The organism is Rhizobium sp. WYJ-E13 (genome assembly GCF_018987265.1).
In the GTDB taxonomy this organism is placed as follows: Bacteria; Pseudomonadota; Alphaproteobacteria; order Rhizobiales; family Rhizobiaceae; genus Rhizobium.
On record NZ_CP076853.1, the window covers coordinates 1583951 to 1608609 of the forward strand.

Below are 24659 nucleotides of genomic sequence, written 5' to 3' on the forward strand. Positions count from 1 at the left end.
ACCTATCAGGCCTGCCTCTGTTGACGGCAGGCATTTTCCTGTCGCGCATAGTTCTTACATAGGCTAAAGACACGGCAAACGCGCTAGAGCATGTCCGTTTTGCCTTGAACCACAGACATGCTCTATCTCTTTGTTTTCACGCATTCCGAATGCAAAACCGCTGCGCACGTTTGCTGGATTGCTCTAGGCAGGGATTTTCGAGAGCTCATGACCATTCCCAACACTATCAAGATCACGCCGGAACTCATCGCTTCACACGGCCTCAAGCCGGATGAATACCAGCGCATTCTGGATCTGATCGGCCGCGAACCGAGCTTTACCGAGCTCGGCATCTTCTCGGCCATGTGGAATGAGCACTGCTCCTATAAATCCTCCAAGAAGTGGCTGCGCACGCTGCCGACCAAGGGTCCGCGTGTTATCCAGGGACCGGGCGAAAATGCCGGTGTGGTCGATATCGATGACGGCGATTGCGTCGTCTTCAAGATGGAGAGCCATAACCATCCCTCCTATATCGAGCCCTATCAGGGTGCCGCGACCGGTGTCGGCGGCATCCTGCGCGACGTCTTCACCATGGGTGCGCGCCCGATTGCGGCCATGAACGCGCTGCGCTTCGGCGAACCGGATCATCCGAAGACCCGCCACCTCGTCTCCGGCGTGGTCTCCGGCGTGGGCGGCTACGGCAATTCCTTCGGCGTGCCGACGGTCGGCGGCGAGGTTGAGTTCGATGCCCGCTATAACGGCAATATCCTCGTCAACGCATTTGCTGCCGGCATTGCCAAATCCAACGCCATCTTCCTGTCGGAAGCAAAGGGCGTCGGCCTTCCGGTCGTCTATCTCGGTGCCAAGACCGGCCGCGACGGTGTCGGTGGCGCGACGATGGCATCGGCCGAATTCGACGAATCGATCGAGGAGAAGCGTCCGACGGTTCAGGTCGGCGACCCCTTCACCGAAAAGTGCCTGCTCGAAGCCTGCCTGGAATTGATGCAGACCGGTGCGGTCATCGCCATCCAGGACATGGGGGCGGCCGGCCTAACCTGCTCGGCTGTCGAAATGGGCGCCAAGGGCGATCTCGGCATCCTGCTCGAACTTGACAAGGTGCCGGTGCGCGAGGAGCGGATGACCGCCTACGAGATGATGCTGTCGGAAAGCCAGGAGCGCATGCTCATGGTACTGCAGCCGGAGAAGGAAGAGGAAGCCAAGGCGATCTTCGTCAAGTGGGGCCTCGATTTCGCTGTTGTCGGCAAGACCACGGACGACCTTCGCTTCCGCGTCATGCATCAGGGCGAGGAAGTCGCCAACCTGCCGATCAAGGATCTCGGCGACCAGGCTCCGGAATATGATCGCCCCTGGCGCGAATCCGCCAAGCGCGCGCCCCTGCCCGCCAATCTCGTGGCAGCACCGCAAAATTATAACGAAGCGCTGCTGCAACTCGTCGGCTCTGCCAATCAGTCCAGCCGCCGCTGGGTCTATGAACAGTATGACACGCTGATCCAGGGCAACTCCTTGCAGCTTCCGGGCGGCGACGCCGGCGTCGTGCGTGTCGAAGGCCATCCGCTGAAGGCGCTTGCTTTCTCCTCCGACGTCACCCCGCGCTATGTCGAGGCCGATCCCTTCGAAGGCGGCAAGCAGGCTGTGGCCGAATGCTGGCGCAACATCACCGCGACCGGCGCCGAGCCGCTGGCGGCGACCGACAATCTGAACTTCGGCAATCCCGAAAAGCCCGAGATCATGGGCCAGTTTGTCGAGGCCGTGAAGGGCATCGGCGAAGCCTGCCGCGCGCTCGACTTCCCGATCGTATCCGGCAACGTCTCGCTCTATAACGAGACCAATGGCGTTGCGATCCTGCCGACGCCCACCATTGCCGGCGTTGGCCTGATGCCCGACTGGCGCAAGATGGCCCGCATCGGCAGCGCTGCCGAAGGCGACAGGGTTCTGCTCATCGGCATCGACGGCAGCCATCTCGGCCAGTCCGTCTATCTGCGCGATGTCGTCGGCAGCACCGAAGGCCCGGCACCGGAAGTCGATCTCTTCGCTGAACGCCGCAACGGCGATTTTGTCCGCTCCGTCATCCGCAACGGTCAGGCGACCGCCTGCCACGACATTTCCTCCGGCGGCCTCGTACTGGCGCTCGCTGAGATGGCAATGGCGTCAGGGAAGGGTCTCAAGGTCAGCCTCAGCGAAGGCAAGGGTGCTGCGCATGCGCAGCTCTTCGGCGAGGATCAGGCGCGTTACGTGCTGACGGTTCCAAAGGATGTCGCGGATTTCGTCTGCGCCAATGCCGAAGGCGCCGGCGTACCCTTCCGCCGCCTTGGCACAGTCCAGGGCGACAGCCTCGTCGTCGACGATCTGATTGTGCTGCCAATTCAGCAATTGCGCGATGCCCATGAATCGTGGTTCCCTGATTATATGGAAGGCCGCGGCGAGCTTGCCGCGGAATGATGTGCAAGGAGTAACGATCATGGCCATGAAACCCGGCGATATCGAAGACATGATCAAGGCTGGGATTCCCGGTGCCAAGGTGACGATCCGCGATCTGGCAGGTGACGGCGACCACTACGCCGCCGAAGTTGTCGCGGAAGCCTTCCGCGGCAAGAGCCGCGTGCAGCAGCACCAGATGGTCTATGAGGCGCTGAAAGGAAATATGGGCGGCATCCTGCACGCCCTTGCCCTGCAGACCTCGGCACCGGATTGAAATTAGAGCTTCGTCCGACTGAAAATCTCAGATGAACAGGCCCGGCTGGAAGGCTTTCTGCCGGGTTGTTTTGTTTTGAAACGGAAGCGATCGGCTCGAAACTGTTCGACGCCTCCTCGCCTCTTTTTTGCTGAGCTCTCAGGCCGGCAGCTTGTCCTGCTCAGGATAGGCAAAGACCGAGGCCGGCATCGGGCCGGCCGTCAGCAGCGTGAAATCGAAGGCAGATTTCATGTCCGGCCCCAGCACATACTGGCGATGCACACGCAACTGATCCCCGCGGATCTTCTTATAGTGCTCCGGCGTCAGCATCTGCCGCACGCGGATATGGATCATGCTCGCCTGCGGCGCATCCGGATGGCCGGACACGCTGACGACTGGCACCTTGTAGAAATTGATCGAGTCCGTCAGGCACTGCACATCCAGCCAGAAAATATCCGGACAACGCGCAATCAGGCCGACGCGCGAGCGCAGCAGGGTGGCAGATGACATCAGCGCACATTGCAGGATGGCGCCGCCGAGTGTTGCAAAGACCACGCGCTTGCCGTTGAAAACATCCGGCTCCCGCTCCAGCAGGATGCCGACGACATGGGCCGCGACGCTGGAGCCCATGCTGTGTGAGGAGATGACATATTCATCGGCCTCCTCGTTGAGAGCTTCGCGCATCGACGTCGCGCATCGCTCCAGCCACTCGTTGAAATCAGGCCTGTCCATGCGTGCCAGCGCCACGGCCATTTCCCAATCGGCAAAAAGATGCAGCGTGTGGAAGCGCTCCGAGAACGGCAGGAAACCGAAGATGAAGAAGATGGCCGCCAGCGGCGCGCTCCAGCCGACATGCCAGCCGGGAAGCCCAAGCCAGTAGTGCAGCGTCAGGATCTGCAGCGTGATCAGGATTGCAAATGCCGTCAGCAGGAAGGGAAAGATGAAGAACAGGCCGAAGCGCCAGGCGTGGCGGAAATAGCCGGCCATGCCGCCTTCCCGCACGACCTGCCAGAGGTTTAGAAATCCTGTCGCGATCCGGCTTGCCGTATTGCCGGTGCGCAACCGCTGAACTAATTCGTTGTGGTCGAAGACATGGACGCGCGTCTGCGTCTGCCAGCCATCGGCGCTGGTGCCGACATCGAAGGAGACGTAGTGCCCATCGGCCGCAGCACCTGTGTCGACATTATAGCCCCAGACGGATGCGCTTTGCCTTGCGGTACGCTCGTACCGCGCCCGGTGCGCTGCGCCATCGAGCGGTTCGAATCCGGGGAAATGCAAGACAACCCGCCTGTCGATCAGTTTCATAGTCTTTTTCTTCTTTCAGTCGGGTTGGTGACGCCGTTGCCAGGATGACGGGTTCGCTTGAAAATACGGCGAAAAACCGGATAAAACCTTCGAGCCGTCTTGCTAAGCGAACTCTTACGGAATTCAATAGCGCAGGTGCGTTTCGATAGGATTGAGGGGGATTTTGTGGCCAATCTCGTGAATGAACTGGTATCAGGCGTCGTCAACAGCGTGCTGAAGGAAATCCTGAAGAAGACGACGGGCCGCACCACGACCAAGCGCAAGCGCCGCAAGGCAGCGTCTGCAACGACAAGTCGCACCACCCGCAAGGCAACGTCGACGAGCCGTAAGCCTGCTCGCAAGCAGCTCAGCAAGCGCCGGACGGCGGCAGGCCGCAGCCGGCAGCGCCGCGCTTAGAGGCTTTCTCCACTGCAAGCTGCAAGGCCACTTCACCGATACCGAGATTGAACGGATCAAGGTGTTTCGCCGAGGGACGTATCGCAGAGGCAACAATCTGCGCCGCTAAGTGTCACGGATTGGTCTTTTTTTGGTTTTGGCGGGTGGAATTCCGGCCCCCACATGCTATCTAAAGAAAACGATTGAAACGGCGGGCCTTTAACCCGCCTGTTGAAAGGATTAGAGCCTATGAGCGGTATCAACGAATTCATCGGAAACGAGATCAAGAGCAACGACGTCGTCCTCTTCATGAAGGGCACGCCGCAGTTTCCGCAGTGCGGTTTCTCCGGCCAGGTCGTCCAGATCCTCGATTACCTCGGTGTCGACTATAAGGGCATCAATGTGCTCGCCGATTCGGAAATCCGCCAGGGCATCAAGGATTATTCCAACTGGCCGACGATCCCCCAGCTCTACGTCAAGGGTGAGTTCATCGGCGGCTGCGACATCGTCCGGGAAATGTTCCAAGCCGGTGAGCTCCAGCAGCATCTCCAGGAAAACGGCGTCACCGTTAAGACCGCCGTCGCCTGATCGGTCACCGGGCGTCCGTCCGGTTTCCAATTCTGTATCTTGAGTTCGAGGCGCTGCGCCAAGCAGCGCCTTGACCTGTTTATGGGAATTTCATTGTGACAGATTCATCACAAGCCATGTCCGCGGGTCGGCTGCCCATGGGCAAGCTTGAATTTATCGCGCTTGCGGCTTTCCTGATGGCCGTCAACTCGCTGGCAATCGACATCATGTTGCCAGCGCTGCAGCAGATCGGGGCCAGCCTCGGTGTCGAGAACGAAAACCATCGCCAGTATGTCGTTTCCGCCTATCTCTTCGGCTTCGGCCTTGCCCAGCTTTTCTACGGTCCGCTGTCCGACCGCTTCGGTCGCCGTGTTCCGCTGCTGATCGGCCTCGTCGTCTATATCGTCTCCGCCTTCGGCATTGCCATCGTTCCGACCTTCGCCGGCCTTCTCGCGCTCCGCTTCGTCCAGGGGCTCGGTTCGGCCGCCACCCGCGTCATTACCATCTCCATCGTCCGCGACGTCTACGGCGGCCGGCAGATGGCGGAAGTCATGTCGCTCATCATGATGGTCTTCATGATCGTGCCGGTCATTGCACCCGGCAGCGGCCAGATCATCATGCTGATCAGCACCTGGCACATGATCTTCGTCTTCATCGGCACCATGGCGACGGCCGTCGGCACGTGGATGTATCTGCGCCTGCCGGAAACGCTTGATCCCGCCAATGTCCGTCCGTTCACGGTCCGCTCGGTGGCGCAGGGCTTTGCGATCTTCTTTTCCAACCGCATCGCCCTCTGTTACACCATTGCCAGCACGATCCTCTTCGGCGCGTTGTTCGGCTTCATCAACTCCGCTCAGCAGATCTATGTCGGCATCTACGGGCTCGGCGCCTATATGCCCGTCGCCTTTGCCGGAGTGGCGCTGTTCATGGCCTTCTCGTCCTTCATCAATTCGCAGCTGGTCGGCCGCTTCGGCATGCGCCGCCTGTCGCACGCCTCGATCCTCGGTTTCTGCGGCTTGAGCTTCATCTGGCTGATGGTGCAGATATCGGGGCCGCAGCCGATGCCTTTCCCGATCTTCATCGTGTTCTTCGCACTGGTCATGTTCCAGTTCGGCTGGATCGGCTCCAACTTCAACTCGCTCGCCATGGAGCCGCTGGGTCACCTTGCCGGCACCGCCTCCTCGGTGATCGGCTTCATGAGCACGATCGGCGGCGCATTGATCGGAGCCCTGATCGGGCAAGCCTTTGACGGCACGGCGACGCCGATGATCGCTGGCTACTTCGCGGTCTCGCTTGTCGGCATCGTCTTCGTGCTGATCGCCGAAAAGGGCCGGCTGTTCAGACCGCAGCATGCGCCGCTGTCGAAGGACGCATCGCTTTCCAGCTTCACTGATATCGGCCACTGATATCAGGCTGAGGCTTTCAGACACATCAGGCGGCGGGGCATCTTGGTAGGAGCCTGCCGCATCCTGCATCAATTCGGCCGCTTTTGCGTCCGTTCTTCTGTCATTCAGGGGGATTCGAATGACTCCGACGCACAAACCTCACACGGAAAATCAGGGTTCTGCCCGCATCGGCATGGGCTTTGTCGAGTTCGTGGTGACGATCGCCATCATGACCGCCAGCATCGCCATGGCGATTGACAGCATGTTGCCGGCGTTGCCCAATATCGGCCATTCGCTGGGTGTCACCAGCAACAATGACGCACAGCTCGTTATTGGCGTCTTCTTCTTGGGGTTTGGCGCCTCGCAGATCGTCTTCGGCAGCCTCTCGGATGCCTTCGGCCGCCGCAACATCCTGCTCGGCGGTCTGGTCTGCTACGTGGTTGGCATGTTTGCGGCAGCTGCGACCGGCAGCTTCGAAATGCTGCTGATCATGCGCTTCGTTCAGGGCATCGGCGGTGCGGCCGTGCGCATCACCACCATGGCGATCGTCCGTGACTGCTTCGGCGGCCGTGAGATGGCTCGTGTCATGTCCTATGTCATGATCGTCTTCATGATCGTGCCGATCGTCGCCCCCTCGGTCGGCCAGCTCATCATCACCTATGCCCACTGGAACTGGATCTTCATCCTGCTGGGCATCGTTGCGACGATCCTTTTCGTCTGGGCGCTGCTGCGCCTGAAGGAATCCCTGCCGCCGGAGGAGCGCATCCCGCTGTCTTTCGGCGCCGTTGTTGATGGCTTCAAGACGGTGCTGACCAACCGCATCACCTGCGGCTACATGATCGGGTTGACCATGTTCACCGGCGTCATCAGCGCCTATGTGATCTCCGTGCAGCAGGTCTTCGGCGAGGTTTACGGTCTCGGCGACTGGCTGCCGATTGCCTTTGCGGCAACAGCGGGCGGCATCGCTGTCGCCAACTTCCTGAACGGCATGTTGGTGCGCACTTTCGGCATGCGCCGGATCTCGCATGCAGCCATGCTGCTCTTCACCATCATCTCGGCGATCGGCTTCGTGGCGGCGCTCGGCGGCAAGCCGTCCTTCGCCTTCTCATATGCGCTCTTCTCGATCCTCTTGATGATGTTTGCGGTGATCGCCACCAACTTTACGGCGATCAGCCTGGAACCGATGGGCAATCTCGCCGGCACGGCAACGGCCGTCACAGGCTTCGTGTCGACGACCTTCGGCGCTATCATCGGCGGCGGCGTCGGCCAGCTCTTCAACGGCACCGTCCAGCCGCTCTTCGGCGGCTTTGCGCTCTTCGGCGCCGTTACCGTCGTCATGGTGCTTTGGGCGGAAAAGGGCAAGCTTTTCACCCATCCCGGCGACAGCCCGCAGATCGACCCCGGTGCCGTTCACATGTAATGCTGCAGCAGGCATAAATTGGAAAATCGCGATGAGCCGTTTCTGGAGCCCCATTGTCCATTCCTTGACGCCCTACGTGGCGGGCGAACAGCCTGTCATCGACGGCCTGGTCAAGCTCAACACCAATGAGAACCCATACGGCCCATCGCCCCGTGCGCTGGCGGCGATTTCGGAAGCGGTCAACGACACGCTGCGGCTTTATCCCGAGCCGACGGGCTTGAAGCTGCGCAGAGCGATTGCCGCAAGCCACGATCTCGATCCCGGTGAAGTTTTCGTCGGCAATGGCTCGGACGAGGTTCTGGCACACACGTTCCAGGCGCTGCTGAAGCACGAACTGCCCCTGCTCTACCCCGACATCACCTACAGCTTCTACCCGACCTATTGCGGCCTCTACGGCATCGATTTCCGCGAGATTCCGCTGGACGAAAAGATGCAGGTTCGCATCGAGGATTACCGCCAGCCCTGCGGCGCGATCATCCTGCCCAATCCGAACGCGCCGACGGGGACGGCACTGCCGCTGGCTGCGATCGAGGCGCTGTTACAGGAGCACCCGGATCAAGTCGTCGTCATCGATGAAGCCTATGTGGATTTCGGCGGCGAAAGCGCCATCCCGCTGGTGCGGAAATACCCGAACCTGCTCGTTATCCAGACTTTCTCGAAATCGCGCGGCCTTGCGGGTCTGCGTGTCGGTTTCGCCGTCGGCCAGCGGCCGCTGATCGATGCGCTGGTAAGGGTCAAGGACAGCTTCAATTCCTATCCGCTGGACAGGCTGACCCAGGCGGGCGCCGTGGCTGCCTGGGAAGATCGGGAGTGGTTCGGGAAACATTGCGACCTGATCGTCGCAAGCCGCGAGCGCCTGATCGTCGCGCTTGGCGGGCTCGGCTTCGAAGTCCTGCCCTCATCCGCCAATTTCGTCTTCGCCCGCCATGGTACGCGCGGTGGCGCGGAACTTGCTGCGGAACTGCGCAAACGCGCGGTCCTCGTGCGGCATTTCCGTAAGGAACGCATCCAGAACTTCCTGCGCATCACCATCGGCACCGATGCCGAATGCGACAAGCTTCTGGACGCGCTGAAGCAGATCCTCGCCTGATGGCTCAGATGGTAACGACCTCGCGACGCAGGACGTCCCAGCTTTCCTTATCGGGCGTGATCAGCAGCCCGCCGCTGACATGATGCGGCAGATAGGCTGAGCCGTCGAAGCGGGCGGCATAGGCACCGGCCTCCTGGCAGATCAGCGTGCCGGCCAGATGATCCCAGGGCATCAGCTTGTTGTACATCAGGTAATGCACATGCCCGCCGGCAAAGGTGCGGTATTCATGGGCCGCACAGCGATAGTTGGTCAGGAAACGCACCTTCGCGAGATTGCCAAGAATTTCGGCGCGTTTGTCTTGCGGCAGGTAGCCGGTCGAGGCCATGCCCACCATCTGGTCGAGCGCCACAGGCTCGGCCACCCGCAGCCGCTGCGCCTCGCCATCCGGCCGCCGCAGCCAGGCGCCACCGCCCTTTTCCGCCATGACCCAGTCGTCGCCCATCGGATCATAGATGATGCCGGCAACCGTCTCGCCCTTGGAGACGACCGAGGCCATGACGCCGAAGGCCGGAATACCGGCAGCAAAGTTGAAAGTGCCGTCGACGGGATCGACGATGATGGCGAGATCCGCACCTTCGATCTTGTCGAGAAGGGCTGCATCGGCGGCGACCGATTCTTCGCCGATGAAGAGCGCTTCTGGCCAGAAGCGCGCGGCCTCCGCCTTCATCATTCTTTCGGTCTGCTCGTCCGCCTCGGTCACGAGGTCGGTCGCTTCCGTCTTGGCGCGCACATCACTGCTGCCCAGCCGGCGAAAGCGCGGCAGGATCTCGGCTTTCGCTGCCTGCCTCAAGAGATCGGCAAGCTTCATCGTATCTATGGCAGTCGTCATGGCGGTCTCCTTTCGGTTTATCGGTAGCCGACGATCTCGTTGCGGATCATTTGCCAACTTTCCTTATCGGGAGCCGAGATGATGCCGCCGGAAATTTCGCCGGGTCTGTAAGGCGTTCCGTCGAATTTCGCCGTGTGGCCGCCGGCTTCCTGATGCGTCAGCACGCCGGCCAGATGATCCCACGGCATCAGTTTAGGATGGCCGATGAAATGCAGCTTGCCCGAGGAAACCATCCAATATTCATAGGCCGAGCAATTGAAAGCGAAGGTCATGCGGGTCTTGGCCATATTGCCGGCAATGCGCGAACGGTCAGGCTCGTCCATATGGCTGAAGGACATGGCGCCGACCATGCGGCAAAGCTCGATCGGCTCTGCGACCTTTAAACGGACAGGCTCGCAATTGCGCTTGTGCTGGAAAGCGCCGGCGCCCTTGATGGAAACGACGGTATCGCCGAGTGCAGGATCGTGAATGAGGCCGGCAACCGTCTCGCCCTTGACCGTCACGGCGAGGATCGTGCCGAAGACCGGCAGGCCGGCTGCGAAATTGAAGGTGCCGTCGACGGGATCGATGACGAAGGCAAGATCGGCATCGGCAAGCGCCGGCACGACCGAACGATCCGCCTCATAGGCTTCCTCGCCGACGATGAGCGCGGCAGGAAAACGCTCGCGGATGGCGGCCGTCAGATAGGCTTCGGAGCGCAGGTCGGCCTGCGTGACGAGATCGACGGAAGATGTCTTTTCGGAAACATTGGCCGCGGCCGCATTGCGGAAGCGCGGCATGATCTCTTCTTCGGCGACGTGCCGGAGGCAATCGCCGAGAAACTCTATGTCATTGTCTGAGAAATTCATTTTGAACTCGTTGCATGGATCTGCAGAGGCTCATAGCAAGTCCATTATGACGTTTGGGTGACGGTCAGTGCAGAAAAGTCGAAAAGTTTCGGATCGAGCAGGTGCGACGGGTTCACATGCGCGAGAGCACGCAGCATCGTGTCCTTGCGGCCCGGCATGCGGCGCTCGATATCGGCGAGCATGTCCTTCATCGCATTGCGCTGCAGCCCGTCCTGCGAGCCGCAGAGATCGCAGGGAATGATCGGAAACTGCATAGCGGCCGCGAACTTCGCCATGTCGTCTTCGGCGCAATAGGCGAGCGGCCGCAGCACCATCACATTGCCTTCGTCATTCAGAAGCTTCGCCGGCATGGCGGCAAGCCGCCCGCCGTGGAAGAAGTTCATGAAGAAGGTTTCGAGAATATCCTCGCGGTGATGGCCAAGCACCAGCGCATCGCAGCCTTCTTCCTGGGCGATCCGGTAGAGATTGCCGCGGCGCAGACGCGAACAGAGCGAACAATAAGTCGCGCCCTCAGGCACCTTTTCCTTCACGATCGAATAGGTGTCGCGATACTCGATGCGATGTTTGACGCCGATCCTGGCGAGGTATTCCGGCAGTACATTCTTCGGAAAATTCGGCTGGCCCTGATCCAGATTGCAGGCAATCAGCTCCACCGGCAGCAGGCCGCGCCATTGCAGGTCGAGCAGCAGCGCCAGCAGCCCATAGGAATCCTTGCCGCCGGAAATGCCGATCAGCCAGCGCTTTTGGTCCTTCAACATGTCGAAATCGTCGAAGGCCTGTCGCACCTGCCGTAGGAGACGTTTGCGCAGCTTATTGAAGGAGACCGAATGCGGCGCATCGGCAAACAGCGTATGGCCGATGCCGGTTTCAGCCGTTTCCAGATCGTCGACAATATTGGCTGCGATGTTCATCTTCTCGTCCAGTCTGATGTGCGCGCTCTGCTTAGCAGAAAGCCACCGCCCAACCCAGTCTCAATCGCCGAAAACGGACCAGCCGGTGCGCGCCGCCAGCATCTCCAGCGCCACCGCGCCGAGCTGCGAATTGCCGACCTTGTTCAGCCCCGGCGACCAGACGGCGATCGAGGCAATGCCCGGGGCCACCGCAAAGATACCACCACCAACGCCGCTCTTGCCCGGCAGGCCGACATGATAGGCGAAATCGCCGGAACCGTCGTAATGGCCACAGGTCAGCATCAGCGCATTGATGCGCCGCGCCCGCTTCGGCGACACGACCGAATGACCGGTCAGCGGATTGCTGCCCCGCGCCGCCAGGAACAGGCCGGCGCGAGCCAGCTGCTCGCAGGTCATGGACAGTGCGCACTGGTGGAAATAGACGCCAAGCACATGGTCGACGGGATGGTCGAGATTGCGGTAGGAGCGCATGAAGTTGGCAAGCGCAAAATTGCGATAGCCCGTCGCCGTCTCCGAACGCGCCACCTTGTCGTCGATGGTGATGGATTCATCGTCTGCGAGGTAGCGCACGAAGCGCAAAAATTCACCGATCGCCTCGCGCGGTGCATGGCCGGCCATGACGACGTCGCTGACGGCGATCGCGCCGGCATTGATGAAGGGATTGCGCGGAATGCCATGCTCATGCTCGAGCTGGACGATGGAATTGAAAGCCGAGCCCGAGGGCTCGCGGCCGACCCGCTTCCACAACCCCTCGCCCACCTTGCCAAGCGCCAACGTCAGCATGAAGACCTTGGAAATGCTCTGGATGGAGAAGGCGACATCGGCATGGCCGACGCTGTAGACCTTGCCGTCGACGGTGATGATCGACATGCCGAACTGCTGCGGATCGACCTTGGCAAGCTCGGGAATATAGTCCGCCACCTTGCCCTCGCCGATGCGCGGCTGGATCTCTTTGTGAATGCTGTCGAGGACTGCCTGTAAATCCATGATGGCTTCTCTCCAGGTACGAAAAAGCCGCCCCGAGAGGCGGCTTTTCCAGAATGCGAAAACGCCTCGCGTATTAACGCGAATAGAATTCGACGACCAGATGCGGTTCCATGACGACCGGGTACGGAACGTCGGACAGCGTCGGAACGCGTGCGAAAGTGGCAACCATCTTGTGATGGTCGACTTCGATGTATTCCGGAACGTCACGCTCTGCGAGCGAAACAGATTCCAGAACGGTCACGAGCTGCTTGGACTTTTCACGAACTTCGATGACGTCGCCGGCCTTGCAACGGTAAGAACCGATATTGACGCGCACACCGTTGACCGTGACGTGGCCATGGTTGACGAACTGACGAGCAGCAAAGACCGTCGGAACGAACTTGGCGCGGTAGACAATCGCATCAAGGCGGGATTCCAGAAGACCGATCAGGTTTTCCGAGGTGTCGCCCTTGCGGCGGTCAGCTTCAGCGAAGATCGCGCGGAACTGCTTCTCGCGCAGGTCACCGTAGTAACCCTTCAGCTTCTGCTTGGCGCGCAGCTGCACACCGAAGTCGGAAAGCTTGCCCTTGCGGCGCTGGCCGTGCTGGCCCGGGCCGTATTCGCGGCGGTTCACCGGGGACTTCGGACGGCCCCAGATGTTTTCGCCCATACGGCGGTCGATCTTGTACTTGGACGATTCGCGCTTGCTCATCGTATTTCCTTTCAAAGTGTTATGACGGTTTGTTACCAAACCGCGCGAAGGAAACACGCCCTCCTTTGATCCCGTTTCCAGGACCCGACAGAATCTTTCCATTCGCGAACGGACAAGATCCACGGGACATGTCAAATGAAACACCGGACATTGCTGCCCGGTGCTGGCGCGGTGTTTAGTCGGGCGTCATGAAAATGTCAACAGCGGCAAGGCGCTGAAAGCCTTTTATTCCGCGGCTTCCCGGCCATTGCTGTCATCGGGGGCATTGGCATCACCGGGTGCCGTCTGACAGCCGATGTCGGGGAAAGCCACGATGCGCTTGCCGGAGAAATCCGTATGCACGACGATGCTTCCCTGTTCCTCGAAATAACCGAGAAGCCGGCGGGCACGCCGGGCCGAATGTGTGCCGTAGGCGCGTGCGATCCGCGCATCCGACGGGCACGCGTCACCGCAGACGGCGGCCTTGGCAAGCATGAGGAACACGCCTTGCAGATCGTCGGTGACTGAGCCCGAGAGCGATAGCGCCGTCGCCCAGTTTTCCGAAGCTGCTGTCTCCGCATCGACGCCCGACCGGGAAACCGCAACACGCCGCCGGAATTCCGGCAGCGACATCGGCGGTCCGGGAACGCGCCGCATGCGCAGCCGGACAAGAAATTCCTGATAGAGAACCGCATCCGTGCGGAAGCCGGAGCCTGGATCGTCGAGGATTTCGGCGAGCACGCCGGCCAGCCGCTCCTCGCGCTCTTCGGCTGACAGTTCCGGTTGCGCCACCCGTGGCTCGGCAGCCTGCATCGGGCTGGCGGCCGGCGTCGAGCGTGAAAGCTCGGCGAGAATATCGGTGGTCGGGCGTGGCGCCGGCGGCGCGCGCCGCACGATCGGCCGCTGGAATTCTTCCGGATCCGGCGTGAAGATCAGGTCTTCCACATCCTGAGGCGCATCCGGCAGCGGCATCAGCTTTGGGCTCGACGAGCGCGCCGAGGTCTCGACATTGCCGATCTGGATCGGCAGCGGCCGGCGCGACAAGGCCGGGCCGAGCGCCACGAAATGCCCACGCTTGAGATCTCGGAACATTTCCGCCTGGCGGCGGTCCATGCCGAGCAGATCTGCGGCGCGCGCCATGTCGATATCGAGAAAGGTGCGGCCCATCAGGAAGTTGGAGGCTTCGGCCGCGACGTTCTTCGCAAGCTTTGCCAGACGCTGCGTGGCAATGACGCCCGCAAGCCCGCGTTTACGTCCGCGGCACATCAGATTGGTCATGGCGCCAAGCGAAGCCTTGCGCGCATCTTCCGACACGTCGCCGCCGACCGAAGGCGCAAACATCTGCGCTTCGTCGACCACGACGAGAACAGGATACCAATATTCGCGATCTGCATCGAACATGCCGTTGAGGAAGGCGGCGGCGGCCCGCATCTGCTGCTCGATATCGAGACCTTCCAGCGTCAGCACGCAGGAAACGCGGTGCTGGCGGATACGGTTGGCAATGCCGGCAAGCTCGGCTTCGGTGCGCTCACCGTCGACGACGACATGGCCGTAGCGGTCGGAGAGCGTGACGAAATCACCTTCGGGATCGATGATGACCTGCTGCACCCATTGGGCGGATTGTTCCAGCAGACGACGGAGAAGATGCGATTTGCCGGAGCCGGAATTGCCCTGCACGAGCAGACGCGTCGCCAGCAGCTCCTCGATATCGAGCGTCGCCGGAGCGCCGGACGCCAGTCCCATATCGATGCCAACCTGCACGTCCAATTCCCCTTACAAATTCCCGGTCCGTCTCTAGCAGATTCGCAGGCACTGTTGTCGTCAAACCGTCAAGAACCCACAGGGAAAGTCAACCCTGGGAAATAGGGCTTCACACTGCCTCGCGCTCGATAAGCTCGCCCGCCATGTCCGTCTGCGTCGGGATCAGCAAACGGGTGCAGAGCAGGCTGACGAAAAGCGGTACCAGCAGGACCGCAAGCCCCACACGCAAGCCCAGAAGTTCGCCGAGAAAGCCTATGATCGGCGGCCCGATGAGAAAGCCGCTCAGGGCTGCGAAGGAAAGTGTCGCAACGCTTGACGCAGGCGGGCGGTCGGTGAGCGAAGCAACGGCCGTCACCGCGAGCGGAAAACCGACCGAGACGCCGACCCCGACGGCTGCAAAGCCGATAAGAGCAAGTAGTGTCACCGGTGCAAGAAGAACGATGAGCATGCCGGCAAGCGAGGCGATGCCGCAGCCGCGGGCAATCGCAACCGCGCCGAAACGGCCTTTCATGTAGTCACCGCTGAAGCGTCCCGCGGCAACCATGAAAGCGAAAACCGAATAACCAAGGCCGGTTTGCGCGCCCTCCGCATTCATCACATCGCGGAGGTAGACCGCAGACCAATCGGCGATCGCACCTTCGGTCATCGTCACGCCGAAGACGAAGGCGCAGATCCCGAGCAGGGCGAGACTGGGCGGCTTGAAGCCGGTCTTTGCCTGCGAATTCTCTGCATGGTGACTTTCCGGCAGTTTCGGCAGACGCAGGCTGGCAAGCAGCGCGGCCGGCAGGATGCCGATCGCCGTGATCAGGATCGACCAATGCGGCGAAAGCCCGATGGCGATGGCACCGACGCCGATGAGGCTGCCGGCCATGATGCCCAAGCTCCAGAAGCCATGGCAGCGGCTCATGATGATCAGCCCCGTCGCCTTCTCCGTCACGTCGGCCTCGACATTCATGCCCAGTTCGACCGTCGAAAGCGCGACCCCGACGATCATCAAGGCAAAGAACAGAAGCACGGCGCTGGGCGCGAAGGCCGGCAGCGGGACCACGGCAAGAAAGAAGATGAAACCATAGACGATCGCCATGCGCCCGCCGATGCGCGAGACGAGGCGGCCGGCAAACGGCAGCGTGATCAGCGTACCAACAGGCAATCCCAGAAGGGCTACCGCGAGATCGGCAGTGCCGAGTTCGAGCTTCGCCCGGATATCTGGAATGCGCGGCAGCCAAGCGCCAAAGGCTATCGGTTGCAGAAAGAAGATCAGCATGACAAGTCTTTGCAGCGGCACAGCGCATCCCTTTGCATCTTGAACGGCAAACACCCGCTCGCGATTCCCCGCGGCGGATCTTGCGTGATGAGACAGGGGAAATAAAGTGCGCAGTGCCTTCTCAGGCGCTCAGCCCGAAACCTTGCATCAGCCGCCGCGTGGCGAAATCCGGATTGCCTGATGTAAAGACGGCAAAGTCGAAATTATCCGGGTGAACCGAATCGGCCACCTGCGGCACCAGCGTGCGTGCGCGCCGCGCGATGGCTTCGGCCGGATCCAGCCAGTCCACCGGCCAAGGTGCCAGCCTGCGGAATAGATTGGCCATGAACGGATAATGCGTGCAGGCAAGCACGACGATATCTGTCTTGCGACTGTCCTTCTCGACGAAACACTGCTCGATCTCGGTCAGCACGGCATCGTCGGAAACGGCATCGCCGCGAATATAGGCCTCCGCCATGCGCGCCAGGTTTTCCGAGCCGACCAGCCGCACATGACACTGCTGCGCGAAGGACTGGATGAGATCACGCGTATAGGCGCGCTTGACCGTGCCGGGCGTGGCGAGCACCGAGACGAGGCCGGAACGCGTGCGCTCGGCGGCAGGCTTGATGGCGGGTACCGTGCCGACGAAGGTCATCTGTGGAAAGGCAGCGCGCAGATCCGCACCCACAAGCGTGAAGGCCGTGTTGCAGGCGATGACGCAGACTTCCGGATCATAGTCTTCGAGCAGCTTGGCGAAGAGGCCGATGATGCGCTCCTTCAGCGCCCGCTCTTCCCAGCCGCCATAGGGAAAGCCGGCATCATCAGCGATATAGATGAACCCGCGCTCCGGCATCAGCACGCGCGCCTCGCGCAGCACGGTCAGCCCGCCTATGCCTGAATCGAAGACGAGGACGGGTTTCAGCTCATTCGTCGGCGCTGTCATCGGTCGGGGCACCCTTGCCGGATCTGGTGAAACCGCCTTTGCGCGGACTGTTGCGCGAAAAGCGGTCGAGGGAAGAGATGACGCCGCGCAGCACGCTGATTTCCTGTTCCGTGAATGCCCGGCGGGAGAGGACAGCGCGCAGGTTGTCGACCATTTTCGGCTTTTTCGAGGGCGGGTGGAAATAGTTGCGCGAATCCAGCGCTTCCTCGAGTTGGTCGAACAGTCCGAAAAGCTGCTCCTTTGTGGACGGGCGCTGCTCAAGCGCCTGGAACGGCACGGCTTCCAGATCCTCCATGCTCGATTTCATCCATTCATAGGACATGAGCAGCACGGCCTGGGCGATATTGAGAGAGGCAAAGGCGGGATTGACCGGGAAGGTGACGATCTCGTCGGCAAGCGCCACTTCTTCGTTGGTCAGCCCCCAGCGCTCGCGGCCGAACAGAATGCCGGTTGCCTCGCCTGCCCGGAACCGGGTGCGCAGCGTTTGCGCGGCAAAGACCGGCGAGCGCACCGGCTTGTAGTTGTCGCGGCTGCGCGCCGTCGTCGCATAGACGAAATTGAGATCGGCAATCGCCTCTTCCAGCGTGGCGAAGACCTGCGTCCCCTCGATCACGTGATCGGCCTTGGAGGCCGCAGCCTGCGCCTTTTCATTCGGCCAGCCGTCACGCGGATTGACGAGGCGCAGATCGGCAAGGCCGAAATTCGCCATGGCGCGCGCCACCATGCCGATATTCTCACCCATCTGTGGCTCGACCAGAATGATAACCGGCCCTTCGGCCAGAAGTTGACGCTCGCTGTTCGTACCCGCCATGTGCTTCCTATTCCTGATTTACGGGCGCAATAGCTTTGCCGGCCGCAAACGGCAAGTCCTGCGTCTCCGCGGGGTAGAGCCGTTCCAGCGTCGAGCCGATCATTTCCACGGCCAGCCGCGCACCTTCCCGCCACAGCGGCAGATGGCGGCCGGTCGGCCGCATCTGCTTGCGGGTAACGAGGAAACATTCCGAGCCGCGCAGTGCAACCGCATCCAGAAGGCCGATATCGGCAGCGATCCTGCGCTTCAGGTCGTCGTCGACAACGTCAGCCGCGTTGTTCCGTGCCAGAATACGCGACCAGTAGGTGATCGAAAGGAAGATCGCCAGCGTCTGGCGTATTTGTCCCGGCCTGGTGACAATAGACCAGGTGGAGCCGAGCGGGCGTGCGGCAAGCGTGATGTCACGGTAACAGGCGTCGACCTTCTGCGACAGGACGATCAGCTCCGGCTGGCTCTTGGCGGCTGATACGGCTGAGAGCAGCTCCTTCAGCGCCTCGAACCATTTGGCGACCGCCGTGTCGAGCGCGCTGCGCGTGCGGGCTGGTAGCACGAGGAAGGCAACCAGCGTTCCCGCAGCCGCGCCAATCAAGGTTTCCTCCAGCCGCAGCTTCAGGAGATCGAAGGTCAGGACACCCATCATGCCATAGACGAGGCAGAGCACGATCGAGATGAAGAAGGTCATCGTCGCATAGGAAATCTGCAGGAAGTAGAAGGCGAGGAAGACGCAGACGAATGCAACCATCAGCGCAATCGCCAAATGCCCCGTGAGCAGTGTCGCGAGCACCAGGCCGAAGGCAATGCCGAACAGCGTGCCGATTGACCGCTGCAACGCTTTGATCGCGGTGTCACCGCGCGAATTGGTATTGGTGAAGACGAGGAAGGACGCGAGCACGGCCCAGAACCAGCGTTCGCGCGACAGGGCGAGCCCCAGCGTCATAGCAATCGCCGCTGCCAGCGTGATCTGCAGCGCCGAGCGCATCAGTGGGTTGGTCAACGAAAAATCGATGGTGGCAGGTGTGCTGGCCTCTTCAACCGAGGCGATCTCGGCAAAATCCGTCCTGCGCCCGGTATCGATCGTTTCGACGAGCTGCCGGCGTGCCGCTCCGAGCCAGAGGAGCGCCCGCGCCGTCTCGCCCTGCGGCTGGCCTTCCATATCGGCGACCGCCCTTTCCTGCGCAGACAGCACGGCCTTGTCATCCTCGATGACGGCACGGACGAGCATAAAGGACGGTGCGCTTTGATAGCTGAGCACGATGGCGCTTTCGGTCGCCAGATGCGCATCGAACAGCCGGATTGCCAGTTCCGCGGCCGGTGCGGAAGCGCCATCGAAAACGCCGCCCGGTGGGCGCGGAATGAAGCTCTCGGCCATCAGCACCACTTCCTTCAGCCGGTCTTCCAGTTGGCGCAGTTCCTGCCGGTCAGCCTCGTCGATCTTTCCATCTGCTGCAAGGGCACCGAGCTTAAAGAGGATCTGGTTGATGCGGCCCCGCACGCTCTCCAGTGACCGCAGCAGGTCGCGCCGCCAATTGTCGGGCAGAAGCACCGCCCTCACCCAATGGCTGACGAGCGCCGAGACAACAGGCCCTATCAAGACGACAGGCAATTCCCCGATCGTCGGGTGGAAGTAGGAGCCCATGAAATAGGAGGTGAAAGCGAACATGCCGATCGCAAAGCCGCGCGGGCCGTAGACGCGCGCGGATGAGGCGAGGAAGATCACCACGAGGAAGACGAAATCCGAGAGAACGCGTTGCGACTCCAAGGCCGCCGCAATACCGACGACGACAAGGCTTGCAAGACAGCCGAGCAGCCTGGTGATGAGCTGGCTCGCCGAGCCCTTATCGCGCACCGCGACTCCGCCTTCGATCGACAGCACGATGCCGAGACCATAGGACGCGGTCGGCAGCGGCACGATAAGCATATGGATCAAAAGCAGGATCGCGAAGGAGAACAGGATCGACAGCGTAACCCGCGTGCCCATGCGCAGGCGCGACAGCGCCGGGTCGTTGGCAAGCAGCCAGTCTCGGAACTCAAAGCCGGAAATCACCCTTGCCAGTCCTCATGCCCGCCGGATGCGGCAAACCAGAGAGCGAGATACCGCCGCCCCGGTAAAAATCAAATCAACCCGGTGTCACCAGAATGGTGATCACGGTGTCACCGTATGGCGTCACCAGGTGTCACTCGCCGTTGGCGATCTGCACCATGGCTTCCTTGAGCGAGATCGGTCCCTGGTCCTCTTCGCCCTGGACCATGATATCGTCGATGACGGATTTGCCGTTCTCCTCAATCACCTCGAAACGAACGGTTGTGAAGGCATCTCTGTTGGGTGCGCCTTCCATGCAGGTCGCCGCCTTGAACTTCGCCGTCACCTCTGTCGTGCCGTTGACCGGCTGGCCGCTTCCGATGGAGAGATCCTGCAGCGGGCAGGCATCCTGGCCATTGACGATCACATCATAGTCGAAGGGTGAAATGCCATCCTCGTCGGCCGCCGGATTCTTGGCGGCTGCTCTGTATTTGTCGCCGAAGTCCTTGCTGTAGAGACGGACGAGCCTGCTCTCTTCGAAAATATCGATCCAGTCGCTGGTGTCGCTCGCCCAGTTCTTCTTCGTATCATCAATGATTTCGTTGACCGGCGCAGTGGCATCGGCCGCAAGCGAAAGGCCAGGTGCCACAGACAGGGTGACAACGAGGCCGGCAAACAGAACGGCGATCTTCTTCATGGCAAAATGTCCGGGACTCGGGGGGCTTATGCCGGCGAGACTAGCCATTTTCCGGCACTTGGCAATGGCGGCAAAAACGCTACGTCCCTGCCCGTTCTGCTTTGCGTTCCCGGCTCACAATGCTATAGCGCTCCGGACCCACATCACCCACCCGGGACAACTGTCCCTCTCTTAAGCTTACGAGGCAGATACATGAAGAAGATCAAGGTCGCCAATCCCGTCGCCGATCTCGACGGCGATGAAATGACTCGCATCATTTGGCAGCTCATCAAGGATAAGCTGATCCATCCGTATCTCGACCTCGATATCGACTATTACGACCTCTCGGTCGAAAACCGCGATGCCACCAACGACCAGGTGACGGTCGATGCCGCCAACGCCATCAAGAAGTACGGCGTCGGCATCAAGTGCGCGACGATCACCCCGGACGAAGCCCGCGTGAAAGAATTCAACCTCAAGGAAATGTGGAAAAGCCCGAACGGCACGATCCGCAACATCCTCGGTGGCGTCATCTTCCGCGAGCCGATCATCTGCCGCAACGTTCCCCGCCTCGTTCCCGGCTGGACGCAGCCGATCGTCGTCGGTCGCCACGCTTTCGGCGACCAGTACCGCGCAACCGATTTCAAGTTCCCCGGCAAAGGCAAGCTGACGATCAAGTTCGTCGGCGAAGACGGTACGGTCATCGAGAAGGAAGTCTTCAACGCACCGGGCGCCGGCGTTGCCATGGCCATGTACAACCTCGATGAATCGATCCGCGAATTCGCCCGCGCCTCGATGATGTACGGCCTGATGCGCAAGTGGCCGGTCTACCTGTCCACCAAGAACACCATCCTCAAGGCCTATGACGGCCGCTTCAAGGACATCTTCGAAGAAGTCTACGAGACCGAATTCAAGGATCAGTTCAAGGAAGCCGGCATCACCTACGAACACCGCCTGATCGACGACATGGTCGCTTCCGCTCTCAAGTGGTCCGGCGGCTACGTCTGGGCCTGCAAGAACTATGACGGCGACGTCCAGTCCGACACGGTTGCCCAGGGCTTCGGCTCGCTCGGCCTGATGACCTCGGTTCTCCTGACGCCGGATGGCAAGACGGTTGAAGCCGAAGCCGCTCACGGCACGGTTACCCGCCACTACCGCCAGCACCAGAAGGGCCAGGAAACCTCGACGAACTCGATCGCTTCGATCTTCGCCTGGACCCGTGGCCTCGCGCACCGCGCCAAGCTCGACGACAATGCCGAGCTCGCCCGCTTCGCTTCCACACTGGAAAAGGTCTGCGTCGACACCGTCGAATCCGGCTTCATGACCAAGGATCTGGCCCTGCTCATCGGCCCGGATCAGCCGTGGCTTTCCACCACCGCTTTCCTCGACAAGATCGACCAGAACCTGCAGGCTGCAATGGCCTGAGCCCTATCAGGATAGAGATCGAAAGACCCGGCCATCGAGCCGGGTTTTTTGTTGTCGGTCAGTGCTTTTGGATACTAAATTAGCAACATCTTTAAAAAGTAAGCCTCGCGTAAGTTGCAAGGCCTATCAGAAACTCGCCTAGGCATGGAGGTTCTGATGGCCAAGAAGAGTTTTGTCCCCGAATTTCTGCAACTTGTAAGGCTGCTCGCGCGCCGCGAGGGTCAGGATATGATCGTCTTCTATCTCGATCTCGCGCTACTTGAGACCCAGACCCAGCACTATAATCAGCGTTTTCGCTCGCCTGCCGGTCTTGCGGCAACTGTAGAGGCGCCACCCTCGACCGAGGTCATTCCCCGCGCAGCCGTGAAGCCGCCGCCGGCGCCAAAGGTTGAAATCTCCCGCGCCAATGCTACGAAAAGAGCATGGGAGAGAGGAGTGCACGATGACCGAGGAAATCACCTTCTACACCAACCCGATGTCGCGCGGCCGGATAGCACGGTGGATGCTGGAAGAAACCGGCGTCCCATATCATACCGAAATCCTGACTTTCGGCGGAACGATGAAGGAGCCGGACTACCTGTCCGTCAACCCGATGGGCAAGGTGCCGGCGATCCGTCATGGGAAGACGATCGTGACGGAATGCGCGGCGATCTGTGCGTATCTTGCGGACACGTTTCCGCAGGCAAGGCTCGGCCCGCAGCCCGATGAACGCGCCGATTATTACCGCTGGATGTTCTTCGCCGCCGGGCCGCTGGAAGCGTCCGTTACGCTGAAGGCACTCGGCTTCGAAATCCCGCAGGAGCGACTGCGCATGGCAGGCTGCGGCTCTTTCGGCGATGTCATGGGCACGCTGGAAAAGGCGGTCTCGGCTGCCTCTCCCTATATCGCCGGCAAACGCTTCACCGCGGCTGACGTCTACGTCGGCTCGCATGTCGGCTGGGGTCTCGCCTTCGGCAGTATCGAAAAGCGCCAGGCCTTCGTCGATTATTTCGGCCGCCTTGCCGAGCGCGATGCCTATAAGCGGGCAACCGCGCTGGATGACGAGGCGGCGAAGGCCATGCAAGCCGCTTGAGCGTTGCGCTTAGACAAGCGGCATATAGATATCCGTCCGCAATTCGGTCGGCGCGACCTCGCACGGATTGTTGAGATATTCCTCGAACATGACGCGATCCCGGATCTGCCGGCCGGATGCCGGCAGCCATTGGGCGTAGAGCCATTGATAAGCCCTATACATATCGGCATAGGGACCTTTGTGGTGCAGCACGGCATAGTCGCCGCCTTCCACCATGCGCCGCTCCAGCGGTGCGCTGGCGGTCGTCTCTTCGCCGGCCGAGACACAGGCGACGGAGCGCAGATTTTCGGGCTGTACGAGATCGGGATCGTCGAGATAGACGCCGATCATCCGCATATCGGCTTTTGCGAGGCCGCGGGCATAGAGCGTGCCGAACAGCGTCTCGAAGGCCCTGCCGATCTCCATATAGGAGCCTGTATGGGGAACGCCGACCAGTTCGAGCGGCGGGACGGTTTTCAGGGTGACATCAAACATGGCTGTCGCCTTTCCGGAGGTTGAGGGTTCGAACTGCGTGTGGCTTCCCTCTTTCCGGTAGCGTGCCGGCGGCATGCCATAGACCGATTTGAAGATGCGGTTGAAGGATTGGAGATTGGGATAGCCTGATCGCTTCGCAATCTCGCTGACATCAAGATCCGTGCGAACGATATCGCCCGCCGCGCGATGCAGCCGCAACCGCTTGACGGTTGCCGCCAGCGTCTCGCCGTAAATCGCCCGATAGATCCGGTGCCAGTGGTAGCTCGACAGGCAGGCAATGTCGGCAAGCCGCTCCATATCCAGATCCTCATCCAGATGATCGTGGATATAAGCCGAGACCCGCCTCAGACGGTTCTCATAGAGCGCCCATGCCGTTTCACCCACCACGTCAAACCTCATGCAAAATCGATCGGCTACAGCAAAGCATAGCTCGATTTGACAAATCCTGCGCACTTGAACTGGCGGCGAATCCTGCGTAGACCGGAATTCCGGCTCGAACCCAAGAGGAAGACTGATGCCGGACTTTTCTACATTGATACTCTTTGCCGCCGCAGCGCTGGTGCTCACTGCGACGCCCGGTCCCGATATGCTGCTGATTGCCTCACGCAGCATCAGCCAGGGACGCGCCGCCGGATTTTTGACCTATGCCGGCATTGCTCTCGGCACCTATTGCCACGCGCTTGCCGCAGCTTTCGGGCTCTCGCAGCTCGTGGTGGCCGTGCCCGTCGCCTATGAAGCCGTACGCTGGGCCGGCTGCTGCTATCTGCTTTATCTTGCCTACAAGACGATCCGTTCGGAAAGCACCGCCTTTGCGCCCGCAGCCACGCTGAAGAAGCTGTCGGGTCGGCGCATCTTCTTTGCCGGTCTTGCCACCAATCTGCTCAATCCGAAAATGGCGCTCTTCGTCATGGCGCTCTTTCCGCAATTCGTGAATGCGGAGAGCGGCGTGATGACCGTACAGATGCTGGTGCTTGCAACTGTGCTGAACGGCGTCGGCCTCGTCGTGAATGGCGCCGTTATCCTGCTCGGCAGCCAGATCCGCTCACGCTTCGGCTCGATGCGCCGTTTCCCGAAACTGCCGCAATATATGCTGGCGACGGTCTTCACCGGGCTCGCCTGCCGTCTCGCGCTGCAGACCAGAAACTGACCGCCGCAGGCGCGCCGAAAACAAAACCG

23 protein-coding genes are annotated in these 24659 nt (G+C 60.9%); 10 read left to right on the plus strand and 13 right to left on the minus strand.

The window, feature by feature from the left end:
* Positions 1-207: 207 nt before the first annotated feature.
* Both purL and KQ933_RS07990 read left to right on the plus strand, forming a co-directional pair.
* Positions 208-2439, plus strand: a complete 2232-nt coding sequence (gene purL, locus KQ933_RS07985; protein WP_216758201.1) for a phosphoribosylformylglycinamidine synthase subunit PurL — start codon at positions 208-210, stop codon at positions 2437-2439.
* 19 nt (positions 2440-2458) lie between these two features.
* Positions 2459-2692, plus strand: a complete 234-nt coding sequence (locus tag KQ933_RS07990; RefSeq protein WP_007826248.1) for a BolA/IbaG family iron-sulfur metabolism protein — start codon at positions 2459-2461, stop codon at positions 2690-2692.
* A gap of 138 nt (positions 2693-2830) precedes the next feature.
* Here KQ933_RS07990 and KQ933_RS07995 read toward each other — a convergent pair whose 3' ends face one another.
* Positions 2831-3976, minus strand: a complete 1146-nt coding sequence (locus KQ933_RS07995) for a hypothetical protein (protein ID WP_216758202.1) — start codon at positions 3974-3976, stop codon at positions 2831-2833.
* A 165-nt stretch (positions 3977-4141) separates the two neighbouring features.
* On the opposite strand from KQ933_RS07995, the gene KQ933_RS08000 reads away from it, so the two are divergent.
* The 5 genes from KQ933_RS08000 to hisC all read left to right on the plus strand — a co-directional run bounded on the left by KQ933_RS08000 (position 4142) and on the right by hisC (position 8813).
* Positions 4142-4372 (plus strand): hypothetical protein, encoded by a 231-nt coding sequence (locus tag KQ933_RS08000; protein ID WP_216758204.1) that lies wholly within the window; start codon positions 4142-4144, stop codon positions 4370-4372.
* A gap of 228 nt (positions 4373-4600) precedes the next feature.
* Complete coding sequence (gene grxD, locus KQ933_RS08005; RefSeq protein WP_216758206.1) at positions 4601-4939, plus strand: Grx4 family monothiol glutaredoxin; 339 nt, start codon at positions 4601-4603, stop codon at positions 4937-4939.
* A gap of 137 nt (positions 4940-5076) precedes the next feature.
* Positions 5077-6324: a multidrug effflux MFS transporter gene (locus KQ933_RS08010; protein WP_216758207.1), complete on the plus strand. Its 1248-nt coding sequence runs from the start codon at positions 5077-5079 to the stop codon at positions 6322-6324.
* A gap of 118 nt (positions 6325-6442) precedes the next feature.
* Positions 6443-7723 carry a multidrug effflux MFS transporter gene (locus tag KQ933_RS08015; RefSeq protein ID WP_216758209.1) on the plus strand — a complete coding sequence of 427 codons (1281 nt, stop codon included), beginning with the start codon at positions 6443-6445 and terminating at the stop codon, positions 7721-7723.
* 31 nt (positions 7724-7754) lie between these two features.
* Positions 7755-8813 carry a histidinol-phosphate transaminase gene (gene hisC / locus KQ933_RS08020; protein ID WP_216758211.1) on the plus strand — a complete coding sequence of 353 codons (1059 nt, stop codon included), beginning with the start codon at positions 7755-7757 and terminating at the stop codon, positions 8811-8813.
* 4 nt (positions 8814-8817) lie between these two features.
* On the opposite strand, the gene KQ933_RS08025 is transcribed toward hisC, so the two are convergent.
* The 11 genes from KQ933_RS08025 to KQ933_RS08075 all read right to left on the minus strand — a co-directional run bounded on the left by KQ933_RS08025 (position 8818) and on the right by KQ933_RS08075 (position 20533).
* Complete coding sequence (locus KQ933_RS08025) at positions 8818-9642, minus strand: inositol monophosphatase family protein (RefSeq protein WP_216758212.1); 825 nt, start codon at positions 9640-9642, stop codon at positions 8818-8820.
* Between the two features lie 17 nt (positions 9643-9659).
* A complete protein-coding gene (locus tag KQ933_RS08030; protein WP_216758214.1) occupies positions 9660-10490 on the minus strand; it encodes an inositol monophosphatase family protein in 831 nt (276 codons plus the stop codon).
* A gap of 44 nt (positions 10491-10534) precedes the next feature.
* Positions 10535-11401 (minus strand): tRNA 2-thiocytidine(32) synthetase TtcA, encoded by an 867-nt coding sequence (gene ttcA / locus KQ933_RS08035; RefSeq protein ID WP_216758216.1) that lies wholly within the window; start codon positions 11399-11401, stop codon positions 10535-10537.
* A 60-nt stretch (positions 11402-11461) separates the two neighbouring features.
* Positions 11462-12391 carry a glutaminase gene (locus KQ933_RS08040; protein WP_183735102.1) on the minus strand — a complete coding sequence of 310 codons (930 nt, stop codon included), beginning with the start codon at positions 12389-12391 and terminating at the stop codon, positions 11462-11464.
* A 70-nt stretch (positions 12392-12461) separates the two neighbouring features.
* On the minus strand, positions 12462-13079 hold the full coding sequence (rpsD, locus tag KQ933_RS08045) for a 30S ribosomal protein S4 (protein ID WP_216758224.1): 618 nt from the start codon (positions 13077-13079) through the stop codon (positions 12462-12464).
* 225 nt (positions 13080-13304) lie between these two features.
* Entirely contained in the window at positions 13305-14819 is a 1515-nt protein-coding gene (locus KQ933_RS08050) for an ATP-binding protein (RefSeq protein WP_216758226.1), read from the minus strand.
* Between the two features lie 109 nt (positions 14820-14928).
* A complete protein-coding gene (locus KQ933_RS08055; RefSeq protein WP_216758228.1) occupies positions 14929-16104 on the minus strand; it encodes an MFS transporter in 1176 nt (391 codons plus the stop codon).
* 100 nt (positions 16105-16204) lie between these two features.
* On the minus strand, positions 16205-17005 hold the full coding sequence (gene murI, locus KQ933_RS08060) for a glutamate racemase (RefSeq protein ID WP_216758236.1): 801 nt from the start codon (positions 17003-17005) through the stop codon (positions 16205-16207).
* Positions 16986-17816: an RNA methyltransferase gene (locus tag KQ933_RS08065; RefSeq protein WP_216758238.1), complete on the minus strand. Its 831-nt coding sequence runs from the start codon at positions 17814-17816 to the stop codon at positions 16986-16988. Before KQ933_RS08065 ends, murI begins: the two co-directional genes overlap by 20 nt.
* 7 nt (positions 17817-17823) lie before the next feature.
* Positions 17824-19860: an FUSC family protein gene (locus KQ933_RS08070; RefSeq protein WP_216758240.1), complete on the minus strand. Its 2037-nt coding sequence runs from the start codon at positions 19858-19860 to the stop codon at positions 17824-17826.
* A gap of 130 nt (positions 19861-19990) precedes the next feature.
* Positions 19991-20533, minus strand: a complete 543-nt coding sequence (locus tag KQ933_RS08075; RefSeq protein ID WP_216758242.1) for a hypothetical protein — start codon at positions 20531-20533, stop codon at positions 19991-19993.
* A 192-nt stretch (positions 20534-20725) separates the two neighbouring features.
* Between KQ933_RS08075 and KQ933_RS08080 the strand changes: the two genes are divergently transcribed.
* Entirely contained in the window at positions 20726-21937 is a 1212-nt protein-coding gene (locus KQ933_RS08080) for an NADP-dependent isocitrate dehydrogenase (protein ID WP_183734921.1), read from the plus strand.
* 442 nt (positions 21938-22379) lie between these two features.
* The gene (locus tag KQ933_RS08085) at positions 22380-23009 is read left to right on the plus strand and encodes a glutathione S-transferase family protein (RefSeq protein WP_216758244.1); all 630 of its coding nucleotides are present in this window, start codon (positions 22380-22382) and stop codon (positions 23007-23009) included.
* Positions 23010-23018: 9 nt separating this feature from the next.
* On the opposite strand, the gene KQ933_RS08090 is transcribed toward KQ933_RS08085, so the two are convergent.
* Positions 23019-23870 (minus strand): GyrI-like domain-containing protein, encoded by an 852-nt coding sequence (locus KQ933_RS08090; protein ID WP_216758246.1) that lies wholly within the window; start codon positions 23868-23870, stop codon positions 23019-23021.
* 127 nt (positions 23871-23997) lie between these two features.
* On the opposite strand from KQ933_RS08090, the gene KQ933_RS08095 reads away from it, so the two are divergent.
* Positions 23998-24630 carry a LysE family translocator gene (locus KQ933_RS08095; RefSeq protein ID WP_216758247.1) on the plus strand — a complete coding sequence of 211 codons (633 nt, stop codon included), beginning with the start codon at positions 23998-24000 and terminating at the stop codon, positions 24628-24630.
* Positions 24631-24659 lie beyond the last annotated feature (29 nt).

Excerpts from the sequence above, each read along its gene's own strand:
- KQ933_RS08015 (WP_216758209.1), top strand. The coding sequence starts at position 6,443 with ATGACTCCGACGCACAAACCTCACACGGAAAATCAGGGTTCTGCCCGC.
- hisC (WP_216758211.1), top strand. The coding sequence starts at position 7,755 with ATGAGCCGTTTCTGGAGCCCCATTGTCCATTCCTTGACGCCCTACGTG.
- KQ933_RS08010 (WP_216758207.1), top strand. The coding sequence starts at position 5,077 with ATGGGCAAGCTTGAATTTATCGCGCTTGCGGCTTTCCTGATGGCCGTC.
- ttcA (WP_216758216.1), bottom strand. The coding sequence starts at position 11,401 with ATGAACATCGCAGCCAATATTGTCGACGATCTGGAAACGGCTGAAACC.
- KQ933_RS08095 (WP_216758247.1), top strand. The coding sequence starts at position 23,998 with ATGCCGGACTTTTCTACATTGATACTCTTTGCCGCCGCAGCGCTGGTG.
- KQ933_RS07995 (WP_216758202.1), bottom strand. The coding sequence starts at position 3,976 with ATGAAACTGATCGACAGGCGGGTTGTCTTGCATTTCCCCGGATTCGAA.
- KQ933_RS08075 (WP_216758242.1), bottom strand. The coding sequence starts at position 20,533 with ATGAAGAAGATCGCCGTTCTGTTTGCCGGCCTCGTTGTCACCCTGTCT.
- KQ933_RS08030 (WP_216758214.1), bottom strand. The coding sequence starts at position 10,490 with ATGAATTTCTCAGACAATGACATAGAGTTTCTCGGCGATTGCCTCCGG.
- rpsD (WP_216758224.1), bottom strand. The coding sequence starts at position 13,079 with ATGAGCAAGCGCGAATCGTCCAAGTACAAGATCGACCGCCGTATGGGC.
- KQ933_RS08085 (WP_216758244.1), top strand. The coding sequence starts at position 22,380 with ATGACCGAGGAAATCACCTTCTACACCAACCCGATGTCGCGCGGCCGG.
- KQ933_RS08080 (WP_183734921.1), top strand. The coding sequence starts at position 20,726 with ATGAAGAAGATCAAGGTCGCCAATCCCGTCGCCGATCTCGACGGCGAT.
- grxD (WP_216758206.1), top strand. The coding sequence starts at position 4,601 with ATGAGCGGTATCAACGAATTCATCGGAAACGAGATCAAGAGCAACGAC.
- KQ933_RS08025 (WP_216758212.1), bottom strand. The coding sequence starts at position 9,642 with ATGACGACTGCCATAGATACGATGAAGCTTGCCGATCTCTTGAGGCAG.
- purL (WP_216758201.1), top strand. The coding sequence starts at position 208 with ATGACCATTCCCAACACTATCAAGATCACGCCGGAACTCATCGCTTCA.
- KQ933_RS07990 (WP_007826248.1), top strand. The coding sequence starts at position 2,459 with ATGGCCATGAAACCCGGCGATATCGAAGACATGATCAAGGCTGGGATT.
- KQ933_RS08065 (WP_216758238.1), bottom strand. The coding sequence starts at position 17,816 with ATGGCGGGTACGAACAGCGAGCGTCAACTTCTGGCCGAAGGGCCGGTT.
- murI (WP_216758236.1), bottom strand. The coding sequence starts at position 17,005 with ATGACAGCGCCGACGAATGAGCTGAAACCCGTCCTCGTCTTCGATTCA.